The organism is Arcobacter defluvii (assembly GCF_013201725.1).
GTDB lineage: Bacteria > Campylobacterota > Campylobacteria > Campylobacterales > Arcobacteraceae > Aliarcobacter > Aliarcobacter defluvii.
Genome location: NZ_CP053835.1, coordinates 724,571 through 740,644 on the forward strand (window position 1 = coordinate 724,571; position 16,074 = coordinate 740,644).

General features: G+C 26.4%; 12 protein-coding genes and 1 pseudogene. 10 read left to right on the forward strand and 3 right to left on the reverse strand.

The window, feature by feature from the left end; genetic code table 11:
* The 4 genes from ADFLV_RS03670 (at nt 1) to ADFLV_RS03685 (ending at nt 1,989) form a co-directional block, all read left to right on the forward strand.
* Complete coding sequence (locus ADFLV_RS03670; protein ID WP_041654651.1) at nt 1–588, forward strand: hypothetical protein; 588 nt, start codon at nt 1–3, stop codon at nt 586–588.
* Nucleotides 572–1,111, forward strand: coding sequence for a rhomboid family intramembrane serine protease (locus tag ADFLV_RS03675; RefSeq protein ID WP_129010529.1), 540 nt, complete (start codon nt 572–574; stop codon nt 1,109–1,111). Before ADFLV_RS03670 ends, ADFLV_RS03675 begins: the two co-directional genes overlap by 17 nt.
* A gap of 234 nt (nt 1,112–1,345) precedes the next feature.
* The gene (locus ADFLV_RS03680) at nt 1,346–1,540 is read left to right on the forward strand and encodes a zinc ribbon domain-containing protein (protein WP_014473440.1); all 195 of its coding nucleotides are present in this window, start codon (nt 1,346–1,348) and stop codon (nt 1,538–1,540) included.
* Nucleotides 1,540–1,989 carry a low molecular weight protein-tyrosine-phosphatase gene (locus ADFLV_RS03685; RefSeq protein WP_014473441.1) on the forward strand — a complete coding sequence of 150 codons (450 nt, stop codon included), beginning with the start codon at nt 1,540–1,542 and terminating at the stop codon, nt 1,987–1,989. The genes ADFLV_RS03680 and ADFLV_RS03685 overlap by 1 nt, the downstream gene beginning before the upstream one ends.
* Here ADFLV_RS03685 and ADFLV_RS03690 read toward each other — a convergent pair.
* Complete coding sequence (locus tag ADFLV_RS03690) at nt 1,986–3,533, reverse strand: methyl-accepting chemotaxis protein (RefSeq protein ID WP_014473442.1); 1,548 nt, start codon at nt 3,531–3,533, stop codon at nt 1,986–1,988. The genes ADFLV_RS03685 and ADFLV_RS03690 overlap by 4 nt on opposite strands.
* A 241-nt stretch (nt 3,534–3,774) precedes the next feature.
* Between ADFLV_RS03690 and ADFLV_RS03695 the strand changes: the two genes are divergently transcribed.
* From ADFLV_RS03695 to ADFLV_RS03720, 6 genes and pseudogenes are all read left to right on the forward strand, one after another.
* On the forward strand, nt 3,775–5,232 hold the full coding sequence (locus ADFLV_RS03695; RefSeq protein ID WP_129010530.1) for a protein adenylyltransferase SelO: 1,458 nt from the start codon (nt 3,775–3,777) through the stop codon (nt 5,230–5,232).
* 122 nt (nt 5,233–5,354) lie between these two features.
* Entirely contained in the window at nt 5,355–5,972 is a 618-nt protein-coding gene (locus tag ADFLV_RS03700; RefSeq protein ID WP_164968481.1) for a TetR/AcrR family transcriptional regulator, read from the forward strand.
* Nucleotides 5,973–5,988: 16 nt separating this feature from the next.
* Nucleotides 5,989–7,032, forward strand: a complete 1,044-nt coding sequence (locus ADFLV_RS03705) for an efflux RND transporter periplasmic adaptor subunit (protein WP_129010532.1) — start codon at nt 5,989–5,991, stop codon at nt 7,030–7,032.
* Between the two features lie 8 nt (nt 7,033–7,040).
* A pseudogene (locus tag ADFLV_RS03710) lies at nt 7,041–10,175 on the forward strand (efflux RND transporter permease subunit).
* 12 nt (nt 10,176–10,187) lie between these two features.
* Nucleotides 10,188–11,444, forward strand: coding sequence for a TolC family protein (locus ADFLV_RS03715; protein ID WP_129010533.1), 1,257 nt, complete (start codon nt 10,188–10,190; stop codon nt 11,442–11,444).
* Between the two features lie 10 nt (nt 11,445–11,454).
* Complete coding sequence (locus ADFLV_RS03720; RefSeq protein WP_129010534.1) at nt 11,455–12,318, forward strand: DMT family transporter; 864 nt, start codon at nt 11,455–11,457, stop codon at nt 12,316–12,318.
* A gap of 15 nt (nt 12,319–12,333) precedes the next feature.
* On the opposite strand, the gene ADFLV_RS03725 is transcribed toward ADFLV_RS03720, so the two are convergent.
* Complete coding sequence (locus tag ADFLV_RS03725; protein WP_172658750.1) at nt 12,334–14,286, reverse strand: methyl-accepting chemotaxis protein; 1,953 nt, start codon at nt 14,284–14,286, stop codon at nt 12,334–12,336.
* Between the two features lie 170 nt (nt 14,287–14,456).
* Entirely contained in the window at nt 14,457–16,067 is a 1,611-nt protein-coding gene (locus ADFLV_RS03730; protein ID WP_346726237.1) for a sensor domain-containing protein, read from the reverse strand.
* Nucleotides 16,068–16,074: the final 7 nt, after the last annotated feature.

The following is a 16,074-nucleotide window of genomic DNA, read 5'->3' on the forward strand; positions in this document are numbered from 1 at the left end:
ATGAGTAAGACAAGACGACAGAGTCTAATAGTAAATAATTTTTTTACTTTAGCCTCTATCGTAATGATTTCAGTTACGATGATTTTGTATTCAAAATTTATAGTAGGTGATAAAGAAATTACAAAAGAAGAAGTTATTCCTCTTTCTTGTGAAAAAGATATTTTTTCTACTTCAAAAGTTTTTAATCAAAAACTCTTAAATGATTCTCAAAAAGCTTTAAATAAAGGATTTTATAAAATTCAAGGTGAATATATAAAATCAAAATACTCAAAATCTATTATCGAAGAGTTTATTTCTTTAGATGAAATTGATAGTTTTTATAAAAATTCTATACAAGTTAATCCTAAAAATGATATAAATAAATTTTTAACTATAGATTATGAAATAATTGAAAATGATAAAAAAGACCCAAATAAAAAATCAAAAGAGTGTAAAATCTGTTCTGGAAGTATAATGACTTCATTTAAAGCAGATAAAACAGAGATTTTTAGATTTTATATAGATTTTAATTTATATGATAAAGATGAAATAAAAAGAAGAATAGATTGTACTATAAAGGCATATAAAAATAATGTTAAAAAGATTTAGTAAAAAAGATTTTACAGCAACAAATGTGATTATATTAATAACTGTAATAATGTATATAATTCAGATAAATATACCTCAAGGTGGATTGTTATTTGGATTAAATTTATATTTTATGGTTTATGACTTTTGGTGGCAACCATTAACTACAATTTTTGCTCATGGTGGAATAGCTCATCTTGGAATGAATATGTTTGTACTTTGGCAATTTGGAAATCTAATAGAGAGATTTCGAGGTAAAAAAGAGATAATTTTTTTGTATTTTATAACAGGAATAGTAACTTCTTTATTATCTTTTTTATATATTTATTATTTAGATAATCAAGTTAATTTAGTAGGAGCATCAGGAGCAATTTGTGCTATTTTAGGATATGTTGCATATTATGATAAAGCTCAACGAGGTGGAATAATTACTTGGATTTTACTAATCTCGGTAGCACCACTACTTATTGGACTTCCAATAGCTTGGTATTCTCACTTTATTGGTTTGGCTGTTGGATTTATTTACGCAGTTATAAGAAGATAAAATTAGTTATTTACAAAATATGTAACAATACTCATAACAAAAAGTACGATAGCCATTCCTACAAAAATATCTTTTAGCGTTACTGTTGGATTTAAAATTCCACAGTATGGGCATTGTCTTTTTTTTGGTTCAATTTCATTTTTACAATTTTTACAAGTAGCTATGATTTATCCTTTGAAATTTTTGTTGAATATTAGCATATTTTAGACTTTAAAGAAATAAAGGGAAAAAGAGATGGAAGAGATACATATACAATGTCCTTATTGTTTACAAGCAATTTCAATTTTATTGGATACAGGTGTTTATGAACCTACAACAATAGTTGAAGATTGTGAAGTTTGTTGTAGACCTATAGAAATTACTTATATAGTTGAAGATAAAGAGATAAAAACATATTCATATAATAGTATAGAAGGAAATGAATTTTAATGGGAAAATCAATTTTATTTGTATGTTTAGGAAATATTTGTCGTTCACCTCTTGCTGAGGGAATTGCAAAAAAATATATTATTGAAAAAAATTTAGATATGGAAATTGAGAGTGCTGGAACAGGAAGTTGGCATATAGGTGAACCTCCTTGTGAAAATTCAATAAAAGTTGCTTTACAAAATGGTGTAGATATCTCAACTCAAAGAGCAAGACAAGTTAAAAAAGCTGATTTTAAAAAGTTTGATTTAGTTGTGGGCTTAGATGATAAGAATATTTCAAATCTAAAAAATTTAGGTTGCAAAAATCCAATCAAACTTGGAGATTTTGGTTTTGATGGAGCTTGTGTTCCTGACCCATATTTTTTTGATGGTTTTGAAGGTTTTGATAAAGTTTTTGAAATGATAAATATTTGTGTTAAAAATTTGATAGATTCAAAACCACTCAATTAATTGAGTGATTTTATAGTTGAGATTAATGTTTTAGAAATATCAATCAATTCTTTTGAAGCATTTACAGTTTCTATTGCTTCATCTTCCGTTGTTTTTGCACTTTGAGAAACATTTATCATTGTATGTGAAATTTCATTTATTCCTTGGCTTGTTTCAAGTGCACTACTTGCAAGAGCATTTGAAATTGTTTGTTGTTCAGACATTGAGTTTGAGATTTTTGAAGAGATGCTACTCATTTCTTCAATTGTTGAATCAATCATATGTATTGAATCTAAAGAGTTTTTTATTAAAGATTGTATATATTCAACAGCAGTTGTTATCTCTTTTGCAGCTTCATTTGACCTAGTTGCAAGATTTCTAACTTCTGCTGCAACAACAGCAAAACCTTTACCTGCTTCTCCAGCAGTTGCTGCTTCAACAGCTGCATTTAAAGATAGAATATTTGTTTGAAATGCAATTTGCGTGATAATACTAATTGTTTGGCTGATTTTTGAAGCCTCTTCATTTAGTTTAATCATAGCTGCAGAAGTTGTTTTTGATTGTTCTTTTACACCTTTTGAAATTTCTTCACCATTTGTAGCTTCTAATGCAATAGTATTTATAGAAGCAAGCATAGATTCAATTTTCTCAGATAAATCAGATACAGCTTGATTCATTTGCTCCAAAGAAACTGATACTTCTTGTGAACCATCCATTGTAACTTTTGCTTCTTTTGACATAGTGTTTGATGCAGTTGATAGATTATTTAATGATTTAGTTAATTTTTGTATATTTTCACCTATTTCAAACATAATATTTTTTTTATGTGTAATATCTGTTGCATATTTAACAACTTTAAAAGGCTCTCCATCCATATTCATAATAGGCGTATATGTTGCTTGAATCCAAACTTTTTTACCGTTTTTACCTATTCTTAAAAATTCTCCAGCTTCATATTCACCATTATTAAGTTTTTTCCAAAAATCTTTGTATTCACTTGAATTTTTATATGTTTCTTCACAAAATATACTATGATGTTTTCCTACAATTTCATCAAGTTTATAACCAAGAGCATTTAAAAAATTTTCATTTGCAGTTATTATTGTTCCATCAAGATTAAATTCTATTACCGCTTGCGATTTACTTATTGCCTTAATCTGACCACTATAATCCAATGCTTGAATTTTTCTTTCTGTAATATCTTGGGCAAATTTTATTACTTTGTATATATGACCGTTTGAATCTTTGATTGGAGTGTAAGAAGCTTGTAAATATATTGGTTCTTTATTTTTTTTAATTCTTCTAAATTCAGATGTTTGAACTTTTCCTTTATTTAGATTCTCCCAAAAATCTTTATAAGCTTGACTTGCAGAGTATTTAGGATTACAAAACATTTTGTGGTCTTTCCCTATTATTTCATCTTTTGTATAACCCATTGCTTCTAAAAAGTTTTTATTTGCATCTAAAATCGTTCCATCTGGTTTAAATGAAATCACTGCAAAATTTTCATTTATAGCATCTAACTGGGATTTTTCTTCTTTATTTTTTGAAAATGAGAAAAACATATTAAAACCTTGATTTATTGAATTTTAGGTGTATGTTATCATAATTTTATGTATCATTTGTATATAAATTATAGCCTTTTTATAAGAATTTATGAAATTTTTCAAATAATTATTATTTTATAATCTTATATAAAAATAAATAAGTTTTTATAAATAAGATAAATATTATCCTATTTTATGTTTTCTTTTGGTAGAGTTCTTGCATATATACAAATAATTTTTAAAAAAATGAGAATAAATAATGAAATTAGATGAATTAAAACTTAATATTGATTATTTTGAATTTGATAACAAGTTATATCAAAAACTAAACGCTACACCTTTAAAAAATCTAAAATTAGTCTCTTTTAATAAAGAAGCTTGTGATTTAATAGGTTTAGATTATGAAGAGTGTGAGACACAAGAATTTTTAGAGTTTATGAATGGTGAAAAAACATTAAATGGAAGTGTTCCTTATAGTATGGTTTATGCTGGACATCAGTTTGGTTATTTTGTTCCACAACTTGGAGATGGAAGAGCCATAAATCTAGGAAGTATGAATGGTTGGCATTTACAAACAAAAGGTTCTGGATTAACACGATATTCTAGACAAGGAGATGGAAGAGCAGTTTTACGCTCAAGTATAAGAGAATATCTTATAAGTGAGGCAATGTTTGCTCTTGGTATTCCAACAACGAGAGCTTTAGCTATTATTGATTCTGAAACTTTTGCCCATAGAGAATGGAATCAAGAATCTTGTGCGATAGTTTTAAGACTGTCACCTTCGTGGATTAGAATAGGAACATTTGAATTTTTTGCAAGAACAAAAGAAAACTCACAAAAAAATCTAAAACAATTAGCCGATTATGTAATAAAACAGTCATATCCTGAACTTGAAAATGAAGATGAAAAATATGAAAAAATGTTTTATAAGCTTGTTGATAAAACAGCGCAACTTATGGCACTTTGGCAAGTTTATGGTTTTCAACATGGAGTTATGAATACTGATAATTTTTCAATGGCAGGACTTACTATTGATTATGGACCTTATGCTTTTATGGATTATTTTGAAAAAAATGCGATTTGTAATCATACAGATGTTGAAGGAAGATACTCTTATAACAATCAACCATTTGTGGCACGTTGGAATCTTTTTGTTTTAATAAATGCTTTGAAAAAAATATGTGATGAAGAGAAGTTAGAAAATTATATGAAATTTTATCTATCAATTCACAAAAAAATATATTTAGATATGATGAATAAAAGAGTAGGGCTTGATGCTTCAAAAAGTGGTGATGCTAATCAATTTTTGATTATTGAATTACTTGGAGCATTAGAGTCTTCAAAGATGGATTACAATGTTTTCTTTTATAGATTAACAAATCTAAAATCTTTTGATGATTTATCTTCTATTTTAGATATTGCAGTTTTTCAAGACCCTTTGAGAAAATGGTTTGATTCATATAAAAGAGCTTGTGATGAGCAAAATAGTAGTTTCGAAAGTAGATTTGAGATTATGAAAAAAGTAAATCCAAAATATATACTAAAAAACTATATGCTTCAAGAAGCAATTGAAAAAGCAGACGAGGGTGATTATACTTTAGTAAATGAGTTATTAAAAATTGCACAAAATCCATTTGATGAACATGAAGAGTTTGAAAGATTTGCCCAACCAACACCTATGAAATTTGCAAATATAAAATTATCTTGTTCTTCATAGATAAAAATTTTAAAAAATCTGCATAATTCAGATTTTTTAATTTTAGTAAAATTTAAAATCTTATTAAGATATATTTTTGTATATCTCCAATCTTGACCGACGGTCAGTCAAAAAAAATAAATTTGGAGATAAAAATAGCAAAAGTAGTAGATAAAGAGCAAAAAAGAAGAGAAATAGCCATTGCTTGTACCGATTTACTTTTTGAAGTTGGGATAAGAAAATTGACAATTTCTCAAGCAGCAATAGCAGCTGGCATAGGTAAAGGTACTATATATGAATATTTTGAAAATAAAGACGACATAGTTTTTGAAATAATAAATATGAGTATAGAAAACTATCATGATGAATTTTTAGAAGCTATAAAAGATTTAAAAACAACAAAAGAGAAACTTTTTTGTTTCTTTAAATTTGTGATGGATGATTCAGATTCAAATTTAAAAGAATTTAATGCTTTTAAAGAGTATCTAGCTGTTGTTTTGAGTGATGATAATACTTCTATGAAAAAATATAATAATAGTTGTCATATTTTTTTCAAAGAGCAATTATTTAAGATTATAAAAGAAGGGATTGAAAAAAAAGAGTTAATCCCAGAGGCAATAGAATTTATTGATGGGTTATTGGTTTTTGAGAGGGGATTGGGTTTATTAAAAATGACTCAAGAAAATTTTAATACAAATGAAATTTGCATAAATTTTATAAATAGTATTTTTAAATTTATTGAAATAAAAAAAAATATTTAAATAAGGAAAATAAAAAATGAAAAAAATAAGTTTAATACTATTTTTTGTTTTATTTACAGTTATGATTGAAGCAGCAGAAACAAAAGCTTCATTAGTTGAAACACAAGTATTAAAAAAGCAAGAAATAAATGATTTACAAGAGTTTGTTGGAACTGTAAATTTTGATAAGAAATCAAAAATAGCTAGTGAAAGTTCAGGTGTAATAAAAAAGATAAATTTTGAAGTTGGAGAAAAAGTTAAAAAAGATGAGGTTTTAGTTCAAATTGATTCTGATATTTTAGATGCTCAAATAAAAGCAGCTAGTGCTGAAGTTAATATGTATGAAGTTCAATTAAGAAATGCAAAAAAGAATTATGAAAGATATATAGTTTTACTTGAAAAAAAATCAATTGCACAAAAACTTTTTGATGATGCTAAAACTGAATATGATGTTGCAAATGAAAATTTAATTTCATCAAAAGCAAAGTTAAATGAACTAAATATCCAAAAAATTAAAAAGTCTATAAAAGCACCTTATTCAGGAGTTATAGTAGAAAAAAATATAAATCTAAATGAGTGGGTAAACCAAGGAACTCTTATATTGACTTTAGTAAATACACAAGAATTGGAAGTAATATTTAATTTACCTATTTCTTTTATAAATGGTTTAAAAAATGGAGATGTTTATGATATAGAAATTGCAAATAAAACAATAAAAGCTACACTTTTTGCTGCAATTCCAAGTGGAGATAAATTAACTAGAACTTTTCCTGTAAGATTTAAAGCAAATGCTTCTGATAGTTTCATTTTTGATGGAGCAAGTGCAAAAATAAAATTTGCTAAAGATTCAAAAAGTGATGCTTTAGTTATAAATCGAGATGCAGTTATTAAAAGATTTGATATGGATGTAGTTTTTGCTGTTGTTGATAATAAAGCTATGATGTTTCCAGTTAAAGTCTTAACATATTCAGGAATGGATGCTGCAATTGCAGGTACTGGTTTAGTTGAAGGTATGCAAATAGTTACAAAAGGAAATGAAAGAATTTTCCCTGATATGCCAGTTCAAGTTTTAAATAAATAGGAAAAAATATGGATTTAATAAAATTTTCGATTAAGAATCCTGTAACAATAATAGTTTCAGTTTTAATTGTGGTTTTATTTGGGTTAATTTCACTTAATAAGTTACCTTATCAATTGACTCCCAATGTTACAAAACCAGAAATTAAAATCACAACTACTTGGCCAGGGGCAACTCCTTATGAAATAGAAAGAGAGATTATAGAAGAGCAAGAAGATGCTTTAAAAAGTTTAAATAATTTAATAGAATATGAATCTTCTGCAACTGATAATTCAGGTGAAGTAAAACTTACTTTTAAATTAGGAACAGATATAAGAGTCGCTCTTCAAGATGTTTCAAATAAATTAAATGAAGTAAGTTCTTATCCTGATAATGTTGATGAACCAATTATTGAAACAGCAACAGCAAGTCCTGTAATTTGGATGATGTTAGAAACAACAGCTGAAAATACAAGACATATAGATGAATATAAAACATATTTTCAAGATGAAATCAAACCATTAATCAAAAGAGTAGATGGTGTAGCTGGAACTATGGATGGTGGTGGACGAGAACAACAAATGCAGATTAATCTTGATGTAAATAAATTAGCATCTTTTAATCTTACAATCCCTCAAGTAATCAATATTTTACAAAATGAAAATGTTGATGTTTCAGCAGGAACATTAAACATGGGAAGACGTGCATATAGAATTAGAACTGTTCATAAATTTGCGACACCACAAGATATAAAAGATATTATTTTAATCTCAAATCGAGAGCAAAGAGTAACTGTTGGTGATGTTGCAACTGTTGATTTTGGATATGATACTGCAAATTCTGTTTCATTGTTTTTTGGAAAAGATGGAATCTTTTTATGAGTTCAACCTAGTTCTGATGCAAATATTGTTCAACTTACAGAAGATGTTGAAAAAGTTGTAAATGAATTAAATGAAACTACACTAAAAAAAGAGGGTTTACATATAAGATGGATTTATGATCAAAGACCTTATATCGTTGGTTCTGTTGATTTAGTTAAGCAAAATATTATAATAGGTGGAATATTAGCTGTAATTGTATTAATTTTATTTTTGAGAGCTATTTCTCCAACAGCCGTAGTAGCAATTGCTATTCCTATTTCAGTTATTGGTACATTTATAATTTTACAGTCAATGGGAAGAAGTTTAAATACTATTTCTTTAGCAGGTATATCTTTTGCTGTTGGTATGTTGTTTGATAGTGCAATTGTTGTACTTGAAAATATTGATAGACATAGAAAAGAAGGTATGAGTATTGCTGATGCTGCTTATAAAGGAGCTAGTGAAGTTTGGGGCGCATTAATAGCTAGTGCATCTACAACAATGGCTGTTTTTTTACCGATTATTTTCTTAGAAGATGAAGCTGGTCAGTTATTTAAAGATATTGCAATTGCCGTTGTTGCTTCTGTTACATTTTCTTTATTTGTTTCTATTTCTGTTATTCCTATGCTTTGGAAAAAATTTGCAAGTATTAGTGGAAAAGAACCAAGAGGTGAAAGTAGCCTTACTCATTTTGGGAATAAATTTGTAAAATTGTTTATGGGATTTGTAAAATGGTCTTTAAAATCAACAATGACAAAACTTATTACAATCGGAAGTTTAGCAATATTTTCTATTTTAACAATTATTGTATTATTCCCTAAAATGGACTATTTACCTCAAGGGAATAAAAATTTAATATTTAATATTTTGATTACACCTCCTGGACTTTCTTATGAAGAAAGATATAGTATGGGAGCATATCTTATGAAAAAAGTCGAACCAAATATGAATAAAGATGTTGATGGTATTCCTGGAATAAATAGAGCATTTTTTATCTCTTTTGGTGATTTTAGTTTATTTGGTGCAACTTCTATGCATGAAAGTAGAGCTAGAGAATTAATACCATTTTTTAGACCTATTGTAAATTCTCTTCCCTCTGTATTTGGGGTATCTTTACAATCAGGTGTTTTTGAGGATGATATAGGTGAAGGTGGAACTGTAAATGTTGATATTAGTGGTGAAAAAATTGAAGATATTGCAAATGTAGGAAGTCAATTATTTATGGCAGTAAGTCAAGCTATAGAAGGTTCTCAAGTTCGACCAGTTCCATCTATTGAATTACTTTATCCAGAAGTTAGACTTAAACCAAATCAAGATGCATTAAAAGCTTTAAATTTAAGTTCTTATGATTTAGGTATTATGGCTGATGTTTTGATGAGTGGAAGAAAAATATCTGAATTTGAACAAGATGGTAAGAAAAAGATAGATTTAGTTTTAAAAGCAAATGATGAGCAAATAAAAACACCTGAAGATATTTTAGCTTCACAAGTTGCTCTTCCAAATGGTTCATTAGTCCCAATTTCATCACTAGCAAGTGCAGTTGATACAACAGGAATTAGTGAAATAAGACATTTAGATGGAAAAAGAACTATTACTTTACAAGTAACTCCTCCACCTAATATGACTATTCAAGAGACAATGGGAATTTTAGATGGAACAATAAATAATTTAAAAAATGAAGGAAAAATATTAAAAAGTGTTGATATTGGGATGAGTGGAACTGCGGATAAATTAACAGAAACAATTGGGATGTTAAGTCTTAATTTTATTCTAGCATTAGTTATTGTTTATTTATTAATGTCAGCTTTATTTGGGAATTTTTTATATCCAATGGTTATTATGTTCACAGTTCCACTTGCAACAGCTGGTGGATTTATTGGACTTGCTTTAACAAATAAATTTATTGAACCACAACCTTTAGATGTTTTAACAATGCTTGGATTTATTATTCTAGTTGGAATAGTTGTAAATAATGCAATTTTAATAGTTCATCAAAGTTTAAATTTAATTAGAAATGAAGGATATGACCATAAAGCTGCTGTTATTGAAGCAACACGTACAAGAATTAGACCAATATATATGAGTTCATTAACTTCTATTTTTGGAATGCTTCCATTAGTTCTAATTCCAGGACCAGGAAGTGAATTTTATAGAGGTTTAGGTTCTGTAATCACAGGTGGATTAACTTTATCTACTATTTTTACAATATTTGTAACACCTTCTTTATTAATGTTTTTTATAAAACTTGAAAAAAGAGTTCCAATGGGTAAAAGTTCAGTTCAAGATATAGATTTAAGTAGAGCATAAAAGGAAAAATTTATGAAAAAAATAAAATTTATAACACTATCATTAGCAGCTTTTTTAGCTGTTAATTTAAATGCCTTAAATCTTGATAGTGCAGTTGATATTGCTTTAAAAAAGAACTATGATATAGAAGGTAAAAACTATGATTATGTAGAAAGTTTAGAGAATGTAAGAGCTAATAATTCAAATTATCTACCAAAATTAGATGCTTCTTATGGTTATACAAATACAGATAAAGCGAATGTTGGGTTTGAATCAGATGAAGCAACAGCAACAATTGCTTTATCATATAATTTATTTAATGGATTTAAAGATATAGCAGTAAAAGAATCATCTGTTTATTTATCTGAATCATCTTTATATTCTTTAAAAGCAACAAAACAAGATATTGTTTTAAATACAAAAACAGCTTATATAAATTATTTAGATAAACAAAATGCTTTAGAAACTTATGAAAGTGCTTATAAATTATTTCAAGAACAATATGAGGATTCTAAAAATAAATATGACCAAGGAATTATCGCAAGAAATGATTTATTACAAGTTCAAGTAAATATGTCAAGTTCAAAACAAAATGTAGTAAAAGCTCAAGGTGATTTAAAAGTCGCAAAATTTGAGTTATCAAATATTTTAGGTGGAATGGATTTATCAAATGAAACCATTGAAAAGTTAGATGAAGCAAAACTAAAACTTTCAAATTATGATGAAACAATGTTAGAAAATAGAAGCGAAATTCAAGCTTTAAAAATGAATTTAAATTCTATTAAAGAGTTAGAAAAATCTGCAAAAGCTGGATTCTATCCAAAAGTAGATGCTTCAATTTCTCATAATGAATATTATGATGGTTTTTCAAATGATAGAATAAAAAATCAAGAAGAAAATCAAAATATAGCAAAAGTTACTGCTACTTGGAATTTATATAATGGTGGCTATGATGATTCTCAAACAGTTATTTATAAAACAAAATATTTAAGTTCAACATCACTTTTAAATAAAACAAAACTTGATATAAAACTACAATATGAAAATGCTAAATCAAATCTTCAAGTATCTTTAGATAATCTTGAAACAGCAAAATTAGCACTTTTACAAGCGCAAGAAAATTATGAAATTGTAAAAAATAGATTTGATGAAGGAATCTCTACAAGTACAGATTTGACGGATGCAAATTATTTATTAACTCAATCAAAACAAGGATATAATAGAGCTTATTTTGATAAGTATTTAGCAATTGCTACGCTTGATAGAATTTTTGAAAAAGATATAAATTAAGGAGTTTAAAATGAAGAGTGAAAAATTTATAGATTTAAAACTCTTCATTTTTATTTTTATAGCGTTACTTTTTTTATCAGCAAACTCAATTTTAGCAAGAGTTGCAATTTCAACACAAAATATTGATGCTTTTACTTTTACTTTTTTACGTATATTTTCTGGTGCAATTTTACTTTTAATTATCTATTTTTATAAAAATAAAAATTTAAAACTAAATTTCAAAAAAAATTGGCTTAGTTCTTTTATGCTTTTTTTATATGCAATTTGTTTTTCATACTCTTTTATAAATATGTATGCAGGAATTGGAACACTTATACTTTTTGCAGTTGTACAATTAAGTATGATTTTAATTGCACTTTTTTATAAAGAGAAATTAACTTCAAATAAAATATTTGGTGTTTTGATAGCTTTTAGTGGATTAGTTTATTTACTCTATCCAAAAGAGGATTTTTCTATCTCTTTCTTTCATGCTTTTTTGATGATTATTGCAGGTATTTCTTGGGGAGTTTATAGTGTAATTGGCAAAAAATCTACAAATGCAACATATAATACAACAGATAATTTTCTTAAAGCTTCGATTTTTACAATTATTTTTGGAGTTTTATTTGTAGATTTTTTCAAAGTAGATTTATTTACTTTTTTTATAGCAATTACTTCTGGGATGATAACATCTGCTTTAGGTTATTTGATTTGGTATGAAGTTTTACCAAAAATAGAAATTTTTACTGCGAGTATATTACAACTTTTAGTTCCTATTATTGCTATATTTTTAAGTCTAATAATATTAGATGAAAAAGTTAGTTTTGAACTAATAGTTTCATCTTTTATAATACTTTTTGGAATTTTTATAGCTTTGAAAAAAAGAAAAGTTTAGGGAAAGTAGAAAAGCCTAAAAGCTTTCCCACTCGTCGTTGTTTGTTTTGTTAGATACTACTTTTGTATCTTTTTTTGTTTGTGTATCTTTTTGTTTTGAATTTGATTTTATTGGATTTGAATTATCTTTTTTATTTATTTTTATATCTTTTGCTTTTACTTCATTCTTTCCTTCAAACTCTTTTGCATTTGCATCATTTACTATTAATTTTGCTATTTCATCTGTTATTATTGCTACATCATGTGTTTGACTCGCTACTGCTGCATTTTGTTGTGTTTGTTGGTCTAATTGATTTACTGCATCATTTATTTGTTCTATTCCACTTAATTGTTCTTTACTTGACATCTCTATATCTTGTATTAAGTTTATTGTTTGTGATATATTTTGATTTAATTCTTTATATCCACTTATCATATTTGATGCTATCTCTTTTCCATCATTCGCTTTTTTTGTTGCATTTTCTACTATGATTTTTATCTCTTTTGCAGCTTCTGCTGAACGAGATGCTAGATTTCTTACTTCTTGTGCTACTACAGCAAATCCTTTTCCTGCTTCACCTGCTGTTGCTGCTTCTACTGCTGCATTAAGTGAAAGTATATTTGTTTGGAATGCTATTTGATCAATTACAGTTATTGCTTCATTGATTAGATTTACTTGATTATTTATTTCATCCATTGACTGAGTTGTTTGATTTGCAAGTTTTTCACCATCACTTGCTGACTTTGTTACACTATTTGAGTAACTAGCCATTTTTGCTATATTTTGTGTATTATTTCTGATATTTGAAGTTATTTGTTCTAAGGCTGCTGCTGTTTCTTCTAAACTTGCTGCTGCTTCATTTGAGCTTATATTTAATTTATCTACATTTGCCAATAATATATCCGAGCTTTCATCCAACGTCAATCCATTTGTTTTATTCTCTTTTAGCATTTGCGTTATTGAATCACCTAAAGTATTTACACCATTTGCAAGATTTAAAAGATGTTCTTTTAATCCTCTTTTATCAATTTTATTTAAATATTTATAATTACTATATTCATCTAAAATAGTTAAGACATTATCAATATTTTTTTCAAGATTATTTGCCATTTTATTTAATACATCTTTTAATTGCATTAATGCTGGATTATTTACAGTTATATGTAATCTTTGACATAAATCACCTTGTTCAAATTCTCCTAAAACAGCAATTGTTTCATCTATTAATTTTCTATCTTCTTCGATACCTTTTTTTGTTTTCTCTATGTTTTCATTTACAACTGTTGCCATCTCACCAAATTCATCTTTTGAATCAATATGAATTAATTTTACTTCATTTGTTTCTCTATTTAAATATGCAAAGAAACTTAAAAGACCTGTTTTTAATCTAGTTAATCCATTTAAAATTGAATTTACTATAAGTGTTCCTAAAGTGATAAGTAAAAGTAAAGCAATTATTCCAACAGTGATAATTGTAGTTTTTAATCCTGTGATTTCTTCATCTGCTTGATTATTTTGATCTTTTCTAAAAACGACCATTAACTCACTTGTTGTTCTAGCTTTTTCTACCATTGTTTTTTCTGAATCAGTCATTTTATATTCTTGAGTTTGTTCAGTTTCAATTTCTTTAACTAAAACGAAAAAATCATCTCTATAGTTAACTAATGAACTTTTTATATCATCCAACATTTTTTGATTTTTTGGATTATTAAATCTTTTTGATAACTCACTGATTATTTTTATTCCATCATCATATGCTATTTGGAATGCATCTAAACTTTGTGTATCTTTTCTGATAATGAAATTTTTTTCTTGTCTTCTCATTTCATTAAAACGTCTGTCAACTTTATTCAACTCTTCTGCTTTATCTAATCTGTCAATAGTTGAGTTTAGCTGTATTATTGTTGGGATTGCAACTACAGTTAATGCAACAATTCCTAATATTACTATTAAAAATATTTTTGCTCTCATTTTTAAGTTTTTTAACATTTATGTCCTCTTGCTTCTTAATTTATTTCTTCTTATAATTAAGTTATTATTTTAACTTATAGTTAAAATAATTACGATTAAATGGAGCTTAAATTTATTATTATTTTAGTGCTTAAATAAATTAGTAAGTTATATGTGATTGTATATAATAATTAAAGAAATGATAAAGTTTAAATCTCTTTATTTGGAATAGAAAAGTAGTAACCTTGTGAGTAGCTAATACCTAAATCTTTGATAATTTTTTGTACATTTTCGTTGTGAACAAATTCTGCAATACAAGGAATGTTTACATTTTTAGTAAAAAATGTGATAGCTTTTACTATTTCAAAACTTCTTTTGTTTGTATCAATATTTTTTATATATTTAGCATCAATTTTTATAAAATCAATATCTAAATCTAATATTCTTTCGAAATTCGAATATTCAGCTCCAAAATCATCAATAGCAATTTTAAAACCTTGATTTTTTAATGAATTAAGTTGATTAATATGATTTTTTTTACCAGTTGAACTAATGCCTTCTAAAATTTCAAGTACAATTCTATTTGGATTTATTTTATAAAAAGCTACTTTTTCTTTTAAATAGTCATTTAAATATCCCTCAGCTAAATCATCTTCTGTTATATTTATTGAGATTTGATAATCATTTGTTGTCATTATTTGAAGTGTTTTTTCAATCATAACTTTCGTGATTTCAGGTAATAATCCTGATAATTTAGCTGGTTCTAAAAATTCAAAAGGAGAAATTATTCTATCTTCTAAAACAATCCTTGCAAGTGCTTCATATTTTGTAATTTGATCACTATTATTATCATAAATACCTTGGAAAAAAGGAACAAATTGATTGTTATCTAAAGCACTTTTTATAAGATTTGTTGAATTTATAAATGATTCTCTTTTTGTATAATCTATATTATTTGTTTGCTCAAAAATTTCAAATCTATTCTTTCCATTTTCTTTTGCCTCTTTTAAAGCTGTTGCTGCTTTTCTAAGAAGCATATCTTTTCCATAAACTGCACCATAAGAGAAGGTGATGTTTAATTTAATTTTTTTTACATTAATTAAATGTTTCATAAAATAGTTTTGAATTTCTGATATTTTATCAACTATTGATATATTTTTATTAAAGACTAATGCAAATTCATCAGAGTTTATTCTATATGCTGAATCAATCTCAAAATGGTTTTTTAAAATTTCAGAAACACAAAGTAATATCTCATCTCCAATATCAAAACCGTAAGCAGAGTTTATATAACTAAAGTTATTTATATTTAAAAGTATCAATGTTTTATCTTCAAGACGTTTTAACTCTATTTCCAAATAACTTTTATTGTAAAGATTTGTAAGTGAATCATGATATAACATATATTCCATTTTACTTTGAGCATCTTTTAGTTGAGTTAAATCTGTAATAATTGCCATGTAATTGTGAGCTTTGTTTTCTTCATCATGTAAAGCAGTAATACTCATCCATTCATTGATTAAAGAGTTGTCTTTTCTTTTATTTATTATTTCACCACTCCATTTTGATTTACTATTTATACTTTCCCACATATTTTTATAAAAATTGTCATCATATATATTTGAAGATAAAATTTTCGGATTTTTACCTAAAAGTTCTTCTTTTGAATAACCATAAATCTTTTCAACAGCTTCATTTACTTCTATGATTTGATTTTTTTCATCAGTAATAAATATACCATCTATTGAGTTTTGCATTGCATCTGAAAAAAGTTTATTTCTTTTTTGAGTATTTTCATTTGTTAGAACAATATTTACGATTGATGCA

Excerpts from the sequence above, each read along its gene's own strand:
- ADFLV_RS03675 (WP_129010529.1), top strand. The coding sequence starts at position 572 with ATGTTAAAAAGATTTAGTAAAAAAGATTTTACAGCAACAAATGTGATT.
- ADFLV_RS03725 (WP_172658750.1), bottom strand. The coding sequence starts at position 14,286 with ATGTTAAAAAACTTAAAAATGAGAGCAAAAATATTTTTAATAGTAATA.
- ADFLV_RS03720 (WP_129010534.1), top strand. The coding sequence starts at position 11,455 with ATGAAGAGTGAAAAATTTATAGATTTAAAACTCTTCATTTTTATTTTT.
- ADFLV_RS03705 (WP_129010532.1), top strand. The coding sequence starts at position 5,989 with ATGAAAAAAATAAGTTTAATACTATTTTTTGTTTTATTTACAGTTATG.
- ADFLV_RS03715 (WP_129010533.1), top strand. The coding sequence starts at position 10,188 with ATGAAAAAAATAAAATTTATAACACTATCATTAGCAGCTTTTTTAGCT.
- ADFLV_RS03670 (WP_041654651.1), top strand. The coding sequence starts at position 1 with ATGAGTAAGACAAGACGACAGAGTCTAATAGTAAATAATTTTTTTACT.
- ADFLV_RS03695 (WP_129010530.1), top strand. The coding sequence starts at position 3,775 with ATGAAATTAGATGAATTAAAACTTAATATTGATTATTTTGAATTTGAT.
- ADFLV_RS03680 (WP_014473440.1), top strand. The coding sequence starts at position 1,346 with ATGGAAGAGATACATATACAATGTCCTTATTGTTTACAAGCAATTTCA.
- ADFLV_RS03685 (WP_014473441.1), top strand. The coding sequence starts at position 1,540 with ATGGGAAAATCAATTTTATTTGTATGTTTAGGAAATATTTGTCGTTCA.
- ADFLV_RS03690 (WP_014473442.1), bottom strand. The coding sequence starts at position 3,533 with ATGTTTTTCTCATTTTCAAAAAATAAAGAAGAAAAATCCCAGTTAGAT.